The sequence below is a fragment of the Bifidobacterium sp. UBA4282 genome (assembly GCF_002394995.1).
Lineage (GTDB): Bacteria > Actinomycetota > Actinomycetes > Actinomycetales > Bifidobacteriaceae > Bifidobacterium > Bifidobacterium pullorum_B.
In genome coordinates, this window is the sequence record NZ_DGVO01000028.1 from 63,051 (window position 1) to 79,351 (window position 16,301).

Genomic DNA, 16,301 nt, shown 5'->3' on the forward strand with positions numbered 1-16,301 from the left:
GTCAATCCTCACTCAATATGCGCATCACAGGAACGAAACGTCCCGCAATCCGATTCGGAGTGCGGGACGTCGACCATCAACCAACTCAGCGGCCGAAGAGACCGCCCAAACCGCCACCGAGATTCGGCGGCACATCGGGCATACCATTCTCGCCGAGCATATCCTGCAGGCCGGCCGGCAACGCCGGATTCTGCGGCTTCTTGGCGAACGCCGAACCGCCCGAGCTGCCGGACGAGCCGCCCTTGCCGGACAAGCGGTCGCGCAACGCCTTCTCCTCGGCCTCACGCTTCATCGGGTTGCCGGACTTGGAACCCTTCTTCTTGCCTTTCTTGCCCTTCTTGCCGCCGGCCGCAGGGCCTCCGAACCCGGGGATGCCACCCATGCCGGCCTTGTTGGACATACGCTTCATCATCTTGGCGGCCTGCTCGAAGCGCTGCAGCAGCGCGTTGACCTGCGAGACCGTCACACCCGAACCGTAGGCGATGCGGGCGCGGCGCGAGCCGTCGATGATCTTCGGATTGCGTCGCTCGGCCGGGGTCATCGAACGGATGATCGCCTCGGTGCGGTCGATCTCACGTTCGTCGAACTGCTCCAACGCCTGACGATGCTGTGCCATGCCCGGAATCATGCCGAGCAGGCTCTTCATCGACCCCAGCTTGCGCACCTGCTGCAGCTGCTCAAGGAAGTCGTCCAGACCGAACTCGCCCTCGGCCATCTTTTGGGCGGCCTTGCGGGCCTCCTCCTCATCGAACTGCTTCTGCGCCTGCTCGATCAGCGTCAGGATGTCGCCCATATCCAGGATGCGCGAAGCCATACGGTCCGGATGGAAGACCTCGAAATCCTTCAACCCCTCGCCGGTCGAGGCGAACAGGATCGGCTTGCCGGTCACGCTCGCCACCGACAGCGCCGCACCGCCACGGGCGTCGCCATCCAGCTTGGAGAGCACCACGCCGGTGAAGTCCACGCCCTCGTCGAAGGCCTTGGCGGTACGCACCGCATCCTGGCCGATCATCGCGTCGATCACGAACAGGATCTCATCGGGCTGCACGGCGTCGCGGATGTCGCGCGCCTGCTGCATCAGCACCTCATCCACACCCAGGCGGCCGGCGGTATCGATGATAACCGTGTCATACAGCTTCTGTTTGGCCAACGCAATCGAATCGCGGGCCACCTTCACCGGGTCACCGGTGGTCAGGCCGGGGGCGGAGACCTCGTCGCCGCCATCCGACTGCACGCCCTTCTCCGGCGCATACACCGGCACGCCGGCGCGCTCGCCGACCACCTGCAGCTGCGTCACCGCGTTCGGACGCTGCAGATCGGCCGCCACCAGCAGCGGCGTATGACCGGCATCCTTGAGCCAATAGCCGAGCTTGCCGGCCAGCGTGGTCTTACCGGCACCCTGCAGACCGGCGAGCATGATGATCGTCGGCGGGTTCTTGGCGAAGTTCAACGGACGGTCCACACCCTGACCGAGCACGCCGGTCAGCTCGTCGTAGACGATCTTGACGACCTGCTGGGCCGGGTTGAGCGCCTCGGACACCTCGGTGCCCAGCGCGCGCTCGCGGATACGGCCGGTGAAGGAGCGCACCACCTCAAGCGCCACGTCGGCGTCGAGCAGGGCGCGGCGAATCTCGCGGATGGTGCCGTCGATATCCGCCTCGGAAAGCTTGCCTTTGCTCTTCAAGTGCTTGAACGCATTCGAGAGCCTGTCTGTCAAAGAACTAAACGCTGCCATAATGTCCCCCAGTCTAGCCGTGCGTAGGGAGAAGCGGGCGCGCGGTGTTGGCCGGCGTGCTCGCCGAACGGAGCGTCAGCCGCCGGCATAATCCGGGCGTGTCGCATCTGGTACAATGGGAAGGCCAGTTTTTCAGGAGAATCCCTGGACACCCCTATCGCAGACATGCCATGCGCGCGGCCACAGTCTCGTGAATAAGACGGGCACAAATCCGGGCCCGACAACACGGACCGAACCAACGGCGGTGCGACGCGTGACTGCCATGCAATACGGAAGGACCATCGATGCAGCATAAGCAAATCGAACGCAAAGCCCTTGGCGTGGGCATCATCATCAACATCCTCATGGTCGTCGCCGGCGCGATCGTGTTCTTCATGACCGGTCTGAAGGCCATGTTCCTCGACACCACCTTCACCGTGATCTCCGTGGTCTCGGGCCTGGTGGCCACCTATCTCTCCTCGCGCACCGTACGCACCACCGAGCGGTTCCCCAACGGCATGTTCGCGCTGGAGCCGATCTACGCGATCTGCAAGGCGATCTTCACCCTCTCCCTGCTCGTGTTCTCGTTCCTGGACGTGGCGCAGGTGGCCTGGGACTACTTCGTGCTCGGTGTGGGGGAGCGCGCATCCTTCGGCCCCGTGGTGATCTACCAGATCCTGACCGTGGCCACCTGTTTCGGCCTGCTTATGTACTACCGCCGCCAGAACGCCCGCATCGGCGATTCGAGCATGATGCTGCGCGCGGAGGCGCAGAGCACCCTTGTGGACGGCATGATCTCGTTCGGCATCGGCCTGGCCGCGGTGGTGCTGGTGCTGCTGCCGGCCGGCGGGCCGCTCGACTTCCTGCACTACACCGGCGACTTCTTCATCACCACGGTGATTGTGATCCTGGCCGTCAAGGAACCGGTCGAGGTGCTGCGCGACGCGTTCGTGGAACTCGTCGGCGGCGTGCATGACGACGACGAGACCAATACCTTCGTGGAACAGGCCGCGCAGCGGCATCTGCCGGCCAACACCGAATACGAGAAGACGATGATCTTCAAAACCGGTATGAACTACACGGTGGACGTGTACCTCGCCAGTACTGGTGAATCGATCGACGTGGCCGACCTGGTCGAATGCAGGCGATCGCTGGAGCGGGAGCTGAAGCACAGGCTGCATATCGTGGACGTCGATTTCGTGTTCGACTGAGCGTCCGCCCGCCCCGTTCGGTAGTTGACCGGCACCCGTGCGCGATGGCGGGACCGGGGCACGGCCGGGTGGTTCGCCGGTGATGGCTCCCTCCCTTTTGTGAGGGAGCCATCAAGGCTGTATGCGCTACTTCAGCGACCAGGTGGAACCCTGCGGGGTGTCCTCGATGACGATGCCGGCCTCGCCCAATGCATCGCGGATCGCATCCGCTGTGGCAAAGTCGCGGGCCTTGCGCGCGTCGGCGCGGCGGGCCAGCTGTCCGGACACCAGGGCGTCGAGCGCCGCGTGCTCGGGGGACGCCTCCCCATCGGCCGCACCCGCCGCGCCGCCATTGACCCACGGTTCGGCCAGCGGGTCGAGACCGAGCGTGTCCAGCATCGCCCGCACCGCAACCAGGACGCGACGCAGCATCGCCTTCGCGTCGTCGGACGTCGCCGCGGCGTCGCCCGCACCCCAAGCGGCCGTGATCGCGGCGGGCAGATCCGCGCAGCGGCTGGTGCCCACGGCCTCGACCAACGTGTTGCCCTCGCGGATCGCGGTGAAGATCGCGGCGGTGGCCCCGGAGACGTTGAAGTCGTCGTTCATCGCGCCCGCGAACGCGGCGGGCAGATCGTCGGCGCCCACGGCCTCGATCTCGTCGCGCGTCGGCTGCTCGCCGATCGCCGCGGCGGCGCGTTCGATGAAATTCGTCACGCGATCGTACGCGGCTGCGGCCTCAGCCAGCGTCTGATCCGACCATTCCAGCATCGAACGGTACTGCACCGAACCCAGCGCATACCGCACCACCCACGCCGGGTGCTCGGCAAGCACCGCCGGCACCGACAGGCCGTTGCCCAGCGACTTGGACATCTTCTCGCCCTTGGCCGTGACCCATGCCGAGTGCATCCAGTGGCGCGCGAACCCCCACCCGGCGGCGCGCGACTGCGCCATCTCGTTCTCATGGTGGGGGAAGCGCAGGTCCAGACCGCCGCCGTGGATGTCGAACTCGTCGCCCAGGTAGCGGTGGCTCATCGCCGAGCATTCCAGATGCCAGCCGGGGCGACCCACGCCGAATGGCGTCGACCAGCGTGCGGTCGGCGGGTCGGTCGGCTTCGGGCGCTTCCACAGTGCGAAGTCGCGCGGGTCGTGCTTGTCGGGCGAGGCGTCGGCGGGGTCGACCGGATTGTATTTGTCGTCGCCCGCGTTGTCCACGCTCGGACCCATGCGGTCGGCCACGGCGGCGGCCTCATCACCGGCTTCGGCGCCGGCCACGGTCTGCTTCTGGTGGGTCAGCTCGCCGTACCGCGGCCAGCTGGGCACGTCGAAGTACACGTCGCCGGTCGGGTTGCCGGCCTCATCGAGCACCATATAGCCGTGGCCGTTGTCCAGGATGCGCCGGATCAGGTCGATCATGTCCAGCATGTGGCCGGTGGCGCGCGGCTCGTAGGTGGGCGGCAGCACGCCCAGCGCGTCGTACGCCTCGGTGAACTCGCGCTCGTAGATGTAGGCGCGCTCCCACCACTGCTGGCCGGCGGCCGCGGCCTTGTCCAGGATCTTGTCGTCGATGTCGGTCACGTTGCGCACGAACGTGACCGTATAGCCCAGACGCAGCAGCCAGCGGCGCACCACGTCGAACGCCACGGCCGCGCGGATATGGCCGATATGCGGCGAGCTCTGTACGGTCGCGCCGCACACGTAGATGCCCACATGGCCCGGCTGGACCGGGACGAACGGTTCGACCGCATGCGAGGCGGTGTCGTACAGCTTGAGGTTCGCGGCGGCGTCGGACAGCATGCGGCCATCCGCGTCGACGGTGGGATTCGTGGTGTCGGTCATAGTTCGAGCGTATTCGCTTTGCCCGACAAGGCCGGGGGCGCAAACCGCGCTTTTTCCGCGCCTTTTGCCGTGGTGCGGCGTGCTTTCTACGGTGCCGGTGCAACAATGGAGTCTATGACGTCACCGCAAGTGCTTATTCTGCAGCACGTCCCGTGGGAGAAACCGGGGCGGATTCTGGCGAATCTTGAGGATCTGGGTCTGGAGACGCTCACGCTCAACGTGGCCAGAAAGAAGAAACCGGACATGCCGGATTTCGACGAGCTGTCCGGTGTGGTGATCATGGGCGGGCCGATGGGGGCCGCCGACTACGACCAATACCCGGGGCTGAAGGCGGAGGCCAAGCTGGCCAAGGCCGCGATCAGCGTGGGCAAGCCGGTGCTGGGCATCTGTCTGGGGCACCAGATCATCGCCACGGCGTTGGGGGCCAAGCTGTGCAAGGGTGAGGAGCCGGAGATCGGCGTGGGGCCGATCAAGCGCGTGGACAGGCACGACTACTTCTCGATGTGGGGCAAGCAGCTGGACGTGCTGCACTGGCACTGCGACACGGTGGGCCTGCCCGACGGCGCGCAGTTGTTGGCGCGTTCGCCGCAGACCAAGGTGCAGGCGTTCCGGTTCGGTTCGGCGCTGGGGTTGCAGTTCCATTTGGAGGTGACCGCCGCCATGCTGGAGGAGTGGCTGGAGGAGCCCTCGATGGTCAAGGAGCTCAAGGCCGCCGGCGGTTCGAAGTCCAAGCTGCGGGAGACGTTCGCGCAGGCCGATGCGCAGATCCAGCCGCTGGGCGAGCAGGTGTTCTCCAGCTTCGCCGCCCGGTGCAGCACCTACGCCAAGACCCTGGGCTAACCGTCCCCTCCCCGTCGCCGGACCCTTGGCGGGTGGTAGATTAGGGGATTATGCCGATTTACGATATTGGGTTGGAACAGGTGTCGCTTGCGTTCGCGACCAAGACGATCTTCACCGACGTGACGCAGGGCGTGTTCGAGGGCGACCGCATCGGCATCGTCGGCCGCAACGGCGATGGCAAATCCACGTTGCTGCACCTGTTCAACGGCACGCAGGAACCTGATTCGGGCCGCGTGACCAAGCGCGGGGGCCTGAGCTTCGGCATGCTCGATCAGCGTGACCCGCTCGACGACAACGCCACCGTCCGCCAGGCCGCGCTGGAGGGACGCGAGGACTACGAGTGGGCGTCGGAGACGCGCTCGCGCGAGATCGTGGAGGCGTTGCTCGGCGGCATCAGTCTAGATGCGCGCATCGGCTCGCTGCCCGGTGGCCAGCGCCGCCGCGCCGATCTGGCCCGCCTGCTGCTCAAGGACTGGGACATCCTGGCGCTGGACGAGCCGACCAACCATCTGGACGTGGTCACGATCCACTGGTTGGCCGAACACCTGAAAACCCGCTGGGGCAAGGGGCAGGGCGCGTTGCTGCTGGTGACGCACGACCGCTGGTTCCTGGACGAGGTGTGCGAGTCGATGTGGGAGGTGCACGACGGCACGATCGACCCGTTCGAGGGCGGTTACAGCGCGTACATGCTGCAGCGTGTGGAACGCGACCGGCAGGCCGACGTGCGCGAGGCCCGCCGCCGCAACCTGGCGCGCAAGGAGTTGGCATGGCTGAGCCGCGGCGCCCGCGCGCGCTCCACCAAGCAGAAGTTCCACGTCAAGCAGGCACGCGAGCTGATCGCCGACGTGCCGCCGCTGCGCAACACGCTGGAACTGAAGCAGATGGCGACCTCCCGTCTGGGCAAGCAGGTGGTGGATCTGATCGATGTGACGCAGGTGTTCGCCGCCGAGAACGGCGTGACCGTAGACGGCACGCCGCATCCCGATGCCGTGCGGCCGGCGTTCATGGGCGACGCCGACACTGCCGGTGCCGCCGCGATCGACCCGGATGTGGCCGAGATGGCGGCCTCCGCGTCCCGCGTGGACGTGGTGCGTCCAATGTATGCGGAGCCGCAGGCGTACGGCGCCGTCGAGTTGGCAGTTGACGACCTGTCAACCGACCCGCGCCTGCGCGATGCCGGCGTCGCCTTTACCGTGGATGGGAGCGCCACCTTCGCCGCGCACAAGGTCTCCGTCACCGGCCGCAAGGTGCTGGACGATGTGACCTGGCTGATCGGTCCCGGCGACCGTTTCGGCATCGTCGGCGCGAACGGCGCCGGCAAGTCCACGCTGCTGAAGATCCTCGACGGGTCGATCACCCCGACCGCTGGCCATGTGAACATCGGCAAGACGGTTCGTTTCGCGGTGCTCTCGCAGCGGCTGGACGAGCTGGAGGCGCTCGGCAAGTACAAGGTCAAGGAGGTGCTGAGCCGGTACAAGCCCAGCTACATCGTGGACGGCAAGGAGGTGACCCCGGGGCAGCTGATGGAAAGGCTCGGCTTCGAGGCCGCGCAGCTGATGACCCCGATCCGCGACCTGTCCGGCGGGCAGAAGCGCCGCATGCAGCTGCTGCTGATCCTGCTGGATGAGCCGAATGTGCTGATCATGGACGAGCCGGGCAACGATCTGGATACCGATATGCTGGCCGTGATGGAGGATCTGCTCGATACCTGGCCGGGCACGCTGATCGTGGTCAGCCACGACCGCTACCTGCTGGAGCGCGTGACCGACCAGCAGTTCGCGCTGATCGGCGGCAAGATCCGTCACCTGCCGGGCGGTGTGGCCGATTATCTGGCGATGACGGAGGCGATCAAGGCCGGCCGCGACCCGTTCGCCGGCGATGCCGCGTCGAATCGGAGGAAGGGCTCTGCGGGGGCGACCGGCACTGCGACGCCCGCGGACGACGCGGCCGGCATCGCGGACGACGCCGCTGCTCCGGAGCATGGATCACAGTCCGGGAACGGCGGGGCGACCGGTACCGCGACCGTCGGGGGGACACCGAAGCTGACGGGCAAGGCGTTCCACGAGGCGTCCAAGCGCGTCTCTCAGATCGAGCGGAAGCTGTCCAAACTGGAGGAGGAGAAATCCGAGCTTGAAACCAGGATGGCTGAACACGACCCGAGCGACTACGCCGGCCTCAACGAGATGAACGTGCGCCTGCAGGCCATCGCCGAAGAGACCGAACCCCTCGAACTCGAATGGATGGAGCTCTCCGAACAACTGGAGTAGCGGCGGCAACCGTCAGTCGTTCGGTGCTGAGCCATTGAGGCCGGTTCTTTTATGTGAAAGAACCGGCCTTGATGATGTGGTTTGCGGTGGGTGCCGCGCAACGTTACTGTTCCCACGGATTGAACAGCTTGACGCCGGTGTACTCGAAATCCTTGATGTTGCGGGTGACCAGCGTGGCGTCACCCGCCAGAGCGATGGCGGCGATCATCGCATCCTGAATAGTGACGGGTCGTCCTGCGGCGCGGCGTTGGGCGTAGACGGCGGCGTAATATGGCGCCGCGGCGGCATCAAACGGCAAGGTACGAGGAAGATAAAGGCTGATGAACCGCTGCATGGAGTCGCCAAGCCGCCGTTTCCGTGCTCCTTCAGGCAGCAGGGCTATGCCCGTCAGCAATTCGGCCGTGGTGACGGATGTCGTGTAGACCTCATTCATCGGAACACGGATGAACCAGTCGATGACACGGCGGTCGGCGTGATCCTTCTTGAGGATCTCGCTGATGACGTTGGTATCGAGGATGATCATCGTCATCACCCCAATTCAATCGGGCGGGCGTCGTCGGTGCGCGGGGGAGCGAGCTCTTCGTCGGCCTGAAGGGATTCGTCTCCGAGCAAGTCCCACATCTCCTGCACCAAGTCAGAGTTGGTCATGATGTCATGTGCCAGCACGCTTGCGGTGAAGTCCTCGATCAGCGAGCGTGCCTGGGCCTCCGCCGAGCGGTTGTTCTTCTTGGCGATGCGCTTGAAATCCTCGACGACCTTGTCGTCAAGCTTGCGGATGGTAAGCGTTGCCATGATGTGCCCCCTTTGATTGATGATGCATTGATAGCACAATGCTAGCATATCTTCCGCTGTCAGACTGTGCGGGTCTTCGTTCTAGGAAGTAAGGGGAGAGAGGGTGCACGATACCCCTTGTGTAACCTCATATGTGTTTGGTTGCGAATCCGCAACCAAACACATAGTGCGCAACCATGCACGATGGGTCGGCCGGTCAGGACGAATCATACGCTAAACCGGGAGAGTTCTAACGGAACGGGTTCCCGTCGTCATGGTGCGCCTGACACCCCCCGGAAGAAGAGAACAAGAAAGGGGCGGCACTTGTGTGCCACCCCTGCAATGGATACCGATGTTGCGTCGCCGCAACGCACGGTGCACGGTTCCCGGAGGCTCAACGGCCCTTGATCTCGGAGCCGATCACCTTCTCGCTCAGCGCCTTCGGGCCGCGGGTCAGTGCCACGGAACCCGAGCGCACGATCTCGATGATGCCGTAGTCGCTGAGCAGCGCGAGCAGCGAGTCGAGTTTGTCGCTCGAACCGGTGGCCTCGATGACCAGCGATTCGGGATGCATGTCGACCACGCGCACTCGGAAGGTCTGCACGATCTCCAGCACATCGGACCGGGTCTTGGCGTCGGCCGCCACCTTGACGAGCACCAGCTCGCGGTTCACGGTGTTCTCATCGTCCAGATCCACGATCTTCAGCACGTGGAGCAGCTTGTTCAGCTGCTTGATGATCTGCTCGAGCGGCACCTCCTCTACGTCCGCGGTCACCGTGATGCGCGAGATGTCCGGACGCTCGGTGGGGGAGACGGACAGCGAGTTGATGTTGAACGCGCGACGTGCGAACAGGCCGGCGATGCGGGACAGCACGCCCGGGCGGTTCTCGACGAGCACCGACAGCGTGTGGCGCTGCGATGTGGGCCGTGATGCGGGATACAAAGCCATGATTATCGCTCCTCTTGCCTGGAATTCCGTCAGTTTTCGGCGTTCGCGGCGCCATCCGCGCCGTCCGCGTCCTCGTCGGGGTCCGCATCCGCGTTGTGCCCCTTGAGCGGCTGGACGCCGGGCATGTAGACCACGTTGTTGTTGGATTCGCCGGCGGCGACCATCGGCCACACCATCGCGTCCTTCCACACGCGGAAATCGATGAGCACCGGACGGTCGTTGATCTCGTTCGCCTTGCGGATGCACTCGACGGCCTGCTCCTTGGTGAACGCGCGCATGCCGACGCAGCCGTAGGCCTCCGCCAGTTTGACGAAGTCCGGCACGTCGAAGAACCCGTCCGCCGGCTGTTCGCCGTTCGGATAGTTCTCGGCCTTGCCGTCGCCGTCGTGCAGGTTCGTGGCCGAGTAGTGGTGGTCGTAGAACAGCGTCTGCCACTGGCGTACCATACCGAGCACGGAATTGTTCAGGATCGCGATCTTGACTGGCGCGTGCTCCAGGAACGCGGAGGTCATCTCCTCGCTGGTCATCTGGAAGCTGCCGTCGCCGTCGATCAGCCACACCGGCTTCGTCCCGTCGAAGAAGCGCTGCGCGCCGACCGAGGCGCCGATGGCGGCGGGCAGACCGAAGCCCATCGTGCCCAGACCGGAGGAGGACAGCCACGAGTGCGCGTTCTCGAAGTTCAGGAACTGCGAGGCCCACATCTGGTGCTGGCCGACGTCGGTGACCCAGATGGTGGACGGGTCGGCGTACTTGCCGAGCTGCTGCACCACCCACTGCGGTGCGAGCGTGCCGTCGGTCGGCTCGGCGTACGTCATCGGGTACTTGTTGCGCCAACGGTCGATCGCGGCCCACCACGGCTTCAAATCCGGCTTGCCTTGCTCGGCCTGCAGCTTCTCGATCTGCGGGATCAGGTCGTCCAGCACCGTGGCCACATCGCCGACAATCGGCACGTCGGCCACGCGGTTCTTGCCGATCTCCGCCGGGTCGATATCGATGTGGATGACGCGCGCGGTCGGCGCGAACGCGTCGAGTTTGCCGGTCACGCGGTCGTCGAAGCGAGCGCCGATGGCGACGAGTAGGTCGGAACGCTGGATGGCGCCGGTGGCGGCGATGGTGCCGTGCATGCCCGGCATGCCGAGATTCTGCGGATGTGAATCGGGGATGATGCCGCGGGCGGGCAGCGTCGTCACGACCGGTGCGCCGGTGACTTCGGCGAGCTTTTCGACCTGCTTGCGGGCGTCGGAACGCACCGCGCCGCCGCCGACATACAGCACCGGGCGGTACGAGCGCTCGAACAGGCGGGCGGCGTCGGTCAGGACGCGGCCATGCGCCTTCATGGTGGGGTTGTAGCCGGGCAGGATCATGCGCTGCGGCCACGAGTAGTGCATCTCACCGACCTGCGCGGTCTTCGTCAGGTCGACGAGCACCGGGCCGGGACGGCCGGAGTTGGCGATGTAGTAGGCCTCGGTGAGCACGCGCGGGATGTCCTGCGCGTCGGTCACCAGATACGAATGCTTGACCACCGGGTAGGTGGCGCCTACGATGTCGGCCTCCTGGAAGGCATCGGTGCCGATGGCGTCGGTGCCGACCTGGCCGGTGATGACCACCATCGGCACGGAATCCATATTCGCGTCGGCGATCGGGGTCAGCATATTGGTCGCGCCCGGGCCGGAGGTCACGATGCACACGCCCACACGGCCGGTGGCCACGGCGTATCCCTCGGCGGCATGTCCGGCGGCCTGCTCATGGCGCATCAGCAGGAAACGGAACTTCGAATCGTCCTTGATCGCGTGGTAGACGGGCAGAATCGCGCCGCCCGGGATGCCGAACACATCCTGGACCCCCAGATCCTCCAGAGAACGGACCAGCGCTTCGGCGCCGGTCATCTTCTCGCCGTCTGCAATGGTCTGTTTGTCGGTGCCGGCAGCGGCCTTGGGCACGCTGCTGAACGCCTGCAGAGGTGTCGGTAGTACCATGATTCCTCTCTCAATCGTCGTGTGCTCGGGTAGGTTCGCGGTCCACGGGGCGCATCGGTGGGCGCCGCGGGGCGCGACGTCGCGCCGGGGCCGACTGCCGCTGATGGCGGCATGGCAACGGCGCATACTGTCACCATCGTAGTAGCAAAATATCGCGGAGTGCTAGCCGCGCCCACATACTGGCGTATCGCCGGCGTCCAGCGCATGCCACGCGGCTTCGGCCGCGGCCAGCTGCGCCTTGCGCTTGCTGGAACCGGTGCCGGTGCCGATCACCGTGCCCGCGTCGCCGAGTATGGCCCGGGCCGTGAACACCTGCGCATACTCCGGGCCGGACACCTCCATGCGGTACCGCGGTTCCTCCAACCCCAACTCGTGCGCCTTGACCACCAGCGAGGTCTTCCAATCCAGCGCGGGGCCTTCGGTGGCCACCTCGCGCAGCGTGTCGTCGATCAGACGGTGCACAACCTCGCGCGCCGTCTCGATGCCATGCTCCACGAACGTGGCCCCGATCAGCGCCTCCACAATGTCGCACAGGATCGAGCTCTTGTCGGCGCCGCCGTCGTCGGATTCGCCGCGGCCAAGCAGGATGTACGGGCCCGCATGCAGCTTGTTCCGGGCTATGGCCGACAGGGATTCCTCGGAAACGGCCTTGGCCCGCATCTTGGCGAGCTGACCTTCGGTCATATCCGGGTGCGCCGCGAACAGGGTTTCGGTGACGACCAGCTCAAGCACCGCATCCCCCAGGAACTCCAGCCGTTCGTAGTTCGGCGTGCCCGGGTGCTCGTGCGCGAACGAGCGGTGGGTCAGCGCCTCCACCAGCAGATCCGGGGTGATGGTGGTGCCAAGCGCCTCCAACAACGCTCCGGACGGCACCGGCAATGGCGCCGATGCGGTGTCGGTGTGCTGCGGCGTGGCGAATTCGCCCGATCGTGTGCCGTGATGATGACTCATATCACCGCTTCCCCTCATGGTTGTGTTGACCGGCTGCGCTGGCGCCCCGCCCTGCGTGGCCGGTCCGTATGATTCGCCGTCCCATTGTAGTCCGACGCCTCGGCGGACCCGATGGCGTGGGCCGTGACGCGGAGGAGAGGTAAACAAAGAACCCTGCCATCCGTCGACGGCAGGGTTCTTAGAATGCCTATGCAATCAGCGACTCACTTGGTGTGGGCCGGCTGGATGGCGCTGCGGTAGGTGCGGCCGCGGAAGGAACCGCAGCTCGGGCAGGCCATGTGAGGCAGGGTCGGGGCGCCGCAGTTCGCGCAGGTCACGGTCTGCGCGGCGGACGCCTTCCAGTTCGCGCGACGCGAATGCGTGTTGGCGCGCGAGGTCTTGTACTTAGGCAGTGCCATTGTTGTATCCTCTGTTTCGTTCGAACAATTGAGCTTAAGCGTTCAGTATCCTAGCGCAACCGCGGTACAAAGTCACGTCGGCGCGCTCACCCCTGATGCTCTTCGGCCTCCAGCTGGGCTTTGAGCTGCTCGAGCGCGGCGAACCGGATATCGGTGACATCATGGTGATGGTCGGGATCCTCGTTGAGATCCGCGCCGCACTGCGGGCACAGCCCGAGGCAATCCTCCTTGCACAGCGGCTGCAGCGGCAGCGCCTCCACCAGCGTGTCGCGCAGCAGCGCTTCCATGTCGGCGAACGCGCCGTCCGAGCTCAGCGGGTAGACGTCCTCGGCCTCGTCCTCGCCGGCGATGATCTCGACCTCCCCGTTGCCCCGTCCATCGTCGGCTCCGGGCGCGTCATACGGGAAGAAGGCGGTCGCGTTCACGGTCCAGTCGGGGTCGATCGGCTTCAGGCAGCGGGTGCACTCGGCGGTCAGCGGGGCTTCGATCCGTCCGGTGAATACCAGTCCGTCCACAATCGAGTCGAACGAACCGACCACGCGCACGTCGGCGCCCTCCGTGACCCCGACGATGTCATCGCCGATGCCGCCGGGGGCGGGGAACACGGTATCGATCGGCTTGCTTTGGCCGGGCCTGGACGCGACCTGCGCCACGGATACGGCCCACTGGGAATCTTCGGGACGGGGCATCGACTCACTCCTCCGTAGTGGTTTGGGAACGGTTCATGTTCTGCGCCGCGGTGTGCTGGCGATCATACAGCACGTTCAACCCGGCCTTGACGTCATGGTCGAGTTTGGCGAGCTGCTGCTGCAGGCTTTCCATGACCGTGGTGCAGTACTGGTCGGCGCCGCTGGTGAGATGGTCGGCTTTGGCCTGGGCCTGATCCATGATCTCGCGTGCCTTCTGCTTGGCCAGCGCGGTCACGTTCTCTTGTCCGGCCAGGAACTGCGCCTGCTCCTCGGCTTCGCGGATCGTGTCGGCGGCCCGGCTCTGCGCCGAGGCCACAATGGCGTTGGCCTGCGTCTGGGCGTTCTCCAGACGCCGTTCGGCCTCGCGCATCAGCGCGGACGCCCGTTCGAGCTGAACCGGTAGCATCTTCTTCAACGTGGCCAGATGATCGGCGAATTCGTCACGATCCACCTTGATGAATCCCGGCATGAACAGGGCGCCCTTGGCCTGGTCAAGCGACTGCTCCATCTGATCGATGACATCATAGACCGTGGTGAATTCCTCGCGGCTGCGCGCCTCCTCATCATCGGTCGCATCCTGGCGCAGGTCGGGCAGCGGGAACAACGGTTTGACCTGCGGCGCGACTTCGTGCTCGTCGGTCACGTCATTCATGTTCTGTGTTTCGTCGGCCATCATCGACTCTTTTCTCGTTGCAGTGCCTCCACGAGCATCGGGGCCACGCAATCCGGCACCATGCCGGTTACGTCACCGCCGTGCCGGGCAACGTCCTTGACAATGGAGCTGGAGATGTGCTCCAGCACGGGATCCGCGGGCAGGAACAACGTCTCGACCCCGGAGAGTTTGCGGTTGACGAGCGCCATGCCGAGCTCGGCCTCGTAGTCGCCGTTCTGGCGCAGCCCCTTGACGATGACGGTGGCCCCCACCTGCTTGCAATAATCGGTGATCAACCCATCGGTCGACGCCACCTTGACGTCGCCGAATCCATCCTTGTCCAGGGCGCGGCGGATTACGTCCACGCGGGTGTCGGGGGAGAACATCGGCCGCTTCGCCGAATTCACCGCCACCACCACATGCACCTCGTCAAAGAACCGGGCGCAACGTTCGATCACGTCCAGGTGCCCTGCGGTAACGGGATCGTAGGATCCCGGACATACTGCGATAGTCATGCCTTAAGAGTACCGCGTGCCCGGCCGGCGTGCGTCCAATGCGCCGCGGTGTCGCGGCCATGTGCCGGCGGACGTTGCCGTTTGCCGTATCCGGTTTTATGATGGTGGGCGACTGCAGGCAGTGATATTAGAGGTGTAGGGAGTCCCGATGATGACTGATGCGATGTGGAACGACGCCGACCCGGTTTCCCCGCTGTCGAGCCCGGACGAGGGGACCGGCACCGCGGTGCTGGAACGGCCGGAAACCCGCGAACAGTCCGACATGACCGATGACGGCGATGCCGATCGGTTCGCGCATTACGTGTCCAAGGACCGCATCCAGGAATCGAAACTGACCGGACGGCCGGTGGTGGCCCTGTGCGGCAAGGTGTGGGTGCCCAAGCACGACCCGTCGCAGTATCCGGTGTGCCCGGACTGCAAGCGCATCTACGACGAGATGCGCAACTGGTGACGGGCGGCGTGCTCGTTCATTGATCGCCGTGCGCGGAACCATGTCGTAAAAAGAGCCGGTGACAGGCGGAGTACGGATGGAGTCATCTGTACTCCGCCTGTCACCGGTTTGAAACGAGTCCCAGGCCATCGGACACGGTACCGATGGCGGTAGTGTGCTCGGACTCGGGCTTGCTCGAATCAGGCCAGTGAGATGAACTTGATGACGCTGAGTTCGCGGTCGGTGAACTCGGTATTCTCCAGTGCCTTGAGGTTGGCGAGGAGCTGCTCCGGCTTGGAGGCGCCGACCAGTACCGAGGTCACCGCGTCGTCGTGCAGCAGCCAGGCCAGCGCCATCTCGGCCAGCGTCTGGCCGCGCATGGCCGCGATGTTGTTCAGGTCGTGGATCTGCTTGAGTTTGTCCTCGGTCAGCGCGTCGGCATGCAGGAAGCGGCCGTCGGTGGCGATGCGGCTGTCGGAGGGGATGACGCCGTCGAGATAGCGGTCGGTCAGCAGGCCCTGGTCGAGCGGGGAGAAGGTGATCAGCCCCAGACCCAGGCGCTGCGAGGTCTCCTTGAGCCCGTTGCGCTCCACGGTGCGGTCGAAGATGTTGTATCGGTTCTGGTTGATGATGAACGGCACCTGCAGCTCGTCGAGGATGGCAGCGGCCTTCTCCAGCGTCGGCCCGTCGTAGTTCGACAGTCCCACGTACAGCGCCTTGCCGCTGGCCACGATCTGGGCGAGCGCCCCCATCGTCTCCTCAAGCGGCGTCTCCGGATCCATGCGGTGATGGTAGAAGATGTCCACATAGTCCAGTCCAAGCCGCTTCAGGCTCTGGTCCAGCGAGGCGATCAGATACTTGCGGCTGCCGAGGTCGCCGTACGGGCCGGGCCACATCTCATAGCCGGCCTTGGTGCTGATGATCAGCTCGTCGCGATGCGCGGCGAAATCCGTGCGCAGCAGCTGACCCACGTTGCGCTCGGCGGAACCGGGTTCCGGCCCGTAGTTGTTGGCCAGGTCAAAATGCGTGATCCCGTGGTCGAACGCGGTAAAACACATCTGTTTCATGTTTTCGTAATCGCCTGTATCCCCGAAATTGTGCCACAGTCCCAGAGAGACGGCCG

General features: G+C 65.2%; 16 protein-coding genes. 4 read left to right on the forward strand and 12 right to left on the reverse strand.

All coding sequences use genetic code 11. The features are described from left to right. Window positions 1–85: 85 nt before the first annotated feature. Window positions 86–1,735 carry a signal recognition particle protein gene (ffh, locus tag B4C31_RS03990; RefSeq protein ID WP_033505397.1) on the reverse strand — a complete coding sequence of 550 codons (1,650 nt, stop codon included), beginning with the start codon at window positions 1,733–1,735 and terminating at the stop codon, window positions 86–88. A gap of 284 nt (window positions 1,736–2,019) precedes the next feature. Here ffh and B4C31_RS03995 point away from each other — a divergent pair, with 284 nt between their 5' ends. Further along, window positions 2,020–2,925, forward strand: coding sequence for a cation transporter (locus B4C31_RS03995; protein ID WP_291531423.1), 906 nt, complete (start codon window positions 2,020–2,022; stop codon window positions 2,923–2,925). Between the two features lie 126 nt (window positions 2,926–3,051). Here B4C31_RS03995 and cysS read toward each other — a convergent pair whose 3' ends face one another. Continuing rightward, window positions 3,052–4,740, reverse strand: a complete 1,689-nt coding sequence (gene cysS / locus B4C31_RS04000) for a cysteine--tRNA ligase (RefSeq protein WP_291531424.1) — start codon at window positions 4,738–4,740, stop codon at window positions 3,052–3,054. A 114-nt stretch (window positions 4,741–4,854) separates the two neighbouring features. On the opposite strand from cysS, the gene B4C31_RS04005 reads away from it, so the two are divergent. Further along, window positions 4,855–5,580 carry a type 1 glutamine amidotransferase gene (locus B4C31_RS04005; protein WP_291531425.1) on the forward strand — a complete coding sequence of 242 codons (726 nt, stop codon included), beginning with the start codon at window positions 4,855–4,857 and terminating at the stop codon, window positions 5,578–5,580. Between the two features lie 50 nt (window positions 5,581–5,630). Then, the gene (locus tag B4C31_RS04010; RefSeq protein WP_291531426.1) at window positions 5,631–7,847 is read left to right on the forward strand and encodes an ABC-F family ATP-binding cassette domain-containing protein; all 2,217 of its coding nucleotides are present in this window, start codon (window positions 5,631–5,633) and stop codon (window positions 7,845–7,847) included. A 103-nt stretch (window positions 7,848–7,950) separates the two neighbouring features. Here B4C31_RS04010 and B4C31_RS04015 read toward each other — a convergent pair whose 3' ends face one another. The 9 genes from B4C31_RS04015 to coaD all read right to left on the reverse strand — a co-directional run bounded on the left by B4C31_RS04015 (window position 7,951) and on the right by coaD (window position 14,748). Continuing rightward, a complete protein-coding gene (locus B4C31_RS04015) occupies window positions 7,951–8,376 on the reverse strand; it encodes a type II toxin-antitoxin system VapC family toxin (RefSeq protein WP_291531427.1) in 426 nt (141 codons plus the stop codon). Next, window positions 8,376–8,639 carry a FitA-like ribbon-helix-helix domain-containing protein gene (locus B4C31_RS04020; protein ID WP_291531428.1) on the reverse strand — a complete coding sequence of 88 codons (264 nt, stop codon included), beginning with the start codon at window positions 8,637–8,639 and terminating at the stop codon, window positions 8,376–8,378. Before B4C31_RS04020 ends, B4C31_RS04015 begins: the two co-directional genes overlap by 1 nt. Before the next feature lie 373 nt (window positions 8,640–9,012). Next, window positions 9,013–9,567, reverse strand: a complete 555-nt coding sequence (gene ilvN, locus B4C31_RS04025; RefSeq protein WP_204463744.1) for an acetolactate synthase small subunit — start codon at window positions 9,565–9,567, stop codon at window positions 9,013–9,015. A 29-nt stretch (window positions 9,568–9,596) separates the two neighbouring features. Continuing rightward, entirely contained in the window at window positions 9,597–11,543 is a 1,947-nt protein-coding gene (locus tag B4C31_RS04030; protein WP_291531429.1) for an acetolactate synthase large subunit, read from the reverse strand. A 162-nt stretch (window positions 11,544–11,705) separates the two neighbouring features. After that, window positions 11,706–12,494 carry a ribonuclease III gene (gene rnc / locus B4C31_RS04035; RefSeq protein WP_291531430.1) on the reverse strand — a complete coding sequence of 263 codons (789 nt, stop codon included), beginning with the start codon at window positions 12,492–12,494 and terminating at the stop codon, window positions 11,706–11,708. A 203-nt stretch (window positions 12,495–12,697) separates the two neighbouring features. Further along, window positions 12,698–12,892: a 50S ribosomal protein L32 gene (rpmF, locus tag B4C31_RS04040; protein WP_282942302.1), complete on the reverse strand. Its 195-nt coding sequence runs from the start codon at window positions 12,890–12,892 to the stop codon at window positions 12,698–12,700. 86 nt (window positions 12,893–12,978) lie between these two features. Further along, window positions 12,979–13,581, reverse strand: coding sequence for a YceD family protein (locus tag B4C31_RS04045; RefSeq protein WP_291531431.1), 603 nt, complete (start codon window positions 13,579–13,581; stop codon window positions 12,979–12,981). Window positions 13,582–13,585: 4 nt separating this feature from the next. Beyond that, window positions 13,586–14,257 (reverse strand): cell division protein, encoded by a 672-nt coding sequence (locus B4C31_RS04050; RefSeq protein WP_414631838.1) that lies wholly within the window; start codon window positions 14,255–14,257, stop codon window positions 13,586–13,588. After that, window positions 14,254–14,748: a pantetheine-phosphate adenylyltransferase gene (coaD, locus tag B4C31_RS04055; protein WP_291531433.1), complete on the reverse strand. Its 495-nt coding sequence runs from the start codon at window positions 14,746–14,748 to the stop codon at window positions 14,254–14,256. Before coaD ends, B4C31_RS04050 begins: the two co-directional genes overlap by 4 nt. 148 nt (window positions 14,749–14,896) lie before the next feature. Here coaD and B4C31_RS04060 point away from each other — a divergent pair, with 148 nt between their 5' ends. Next, window positions 14,897–15,199: a DUF3039 domain-containing protein gene (locus B4C31_RS04060; RefSeq protein ID WP_414631839.1), complete on the forward strand. Its 303-nt coding sequence runs from the start codon at window positions 14,897–14,899 to the stop codon at window positions 15,197–15,199. Window positions 15,200–15,378: 179 nt separating this feature from the next. On the opposite strand, the gene B4C31_RS04065 is transcribed toward B4C31_RS04060, so the two are convergent. After that, on the reverse strand, window positions 15,379–16,301 hold a 923-nt coding region (locus B4C31_RS04065), incomplete at its 5' end, for an aldo/keto reductase (protein WP_291531434.1).

What these genes read in the sequence shown, in the direction of transcription:
- ffh (WP_033505397.1), bottom strand. Translation starts at nt 1,735, where the DNA reads ATGGCAGCGTTTAGTTCTTTGACAGACAGGCTCTCGAATGCGTTCAAG.
- rnc (WP_291531430.1), bottom strand. Translation starts at nt 12,494, where the DNA reads ATGAGTCATCATCACGGCACACGATCGGGCGAATTCGCCACGCCGCAG.
- coaD (WP_291531433.1), bottom strand. Translation starts at nt 14,748, where the DNA reads ATGACTATCGCAGTATGTCCGGGATCCTACGATCCCGTTACCGCAGGG.
- B4C31_RS04030 (WP_291531429.1), bottom strand. Translation starts at nt 11,543, where the DNA reads ATGGTACTACCGACACCTCTGCAGGCGTTCAGCAGCGTGCCCAAGGCC.
- B4C31_RS04060 (WP_414631839.1), top strand. Translation starts at nt 14,897, where the DNA reads ATGATGACTGATGCGATGTGGAACGACGCCGACCCGGTTTCCCCGCTG.
- ilvN (WP_204463744.1), bottom strand. Translation starts at nt 9,567, where the DNA reads ATGGCTTTGTATCCCGCATCACGGCCCACATCGCAGCGCCACACGCTG.
- B4C31_RS04050 (WP_414631838.1), bottom strand. Translation starts at nt 14,257, where the DNA reads ATGATGGCCGACGAAACACAGAACATGAATGACGTGACCGACGAGCAC.
- cysS (WP_291531424.1), bottom strand. Translation starts at nt 4,740, where the DNA reads ATGACCGACACCACGAATCCCACCGTCGACGCGGATGGCCGCATGCTG.
- B4C31_RS04020 (WP_291531428.1), bottom strand. Translation starts at nt 8,639, where the DNA reads ATGGCAACGCTTACCATCCGCAAGCTTGACGACAAGGTCGTCGAGGAT.
- B4C31_RS03995 (WP_291531423.1), top strand. Translation starts at nt 2,020, where the DNA reads ATGCAGCATAAGCAAATCGAACGCAAAGCCCTTGGCGTGGGCATCATC.
- B4C31_RS04015 (WP_291531427.1), bottom strand. Translation starts at nt 8,376, where the DNA reads ATGACGATGATCATCCTCGATACCAACGTCATCAGCGAGATCCTCAAG.
- rpmF (WP_282942302.1), bottom strand. Translation starts at nt 12,892, where the DNA reads ATGGCACTGCCTAAGTACAAGACCTCGCGCGCCAACACGCATTCGCGT.
- B4C31_RS04045 (WP_291531431.1), bottom strand. Translation starts at nt 13,581, where the DNA reads ATGCCCCGTCCCGAAGATTCCCAGTGGGCCGTATCCGTGGCGCAGGTC.
- B4C31_RS04010 (WP_291531426.1), top strand. Translation starts at nt 5,631, where the DNA reads ATGCCGATTTACGATATTGGGTTGGAACAGGTGTCGCTTGCGTTCGCG.
- B4C31_RS04005 (WP_291531425.1), top strand. Translation starts at nt 4,855, where the DNA reads ATGACGTCACCGCAAGTGCTTATTCTGCAGCACGTCCCGTGGGAGAAA.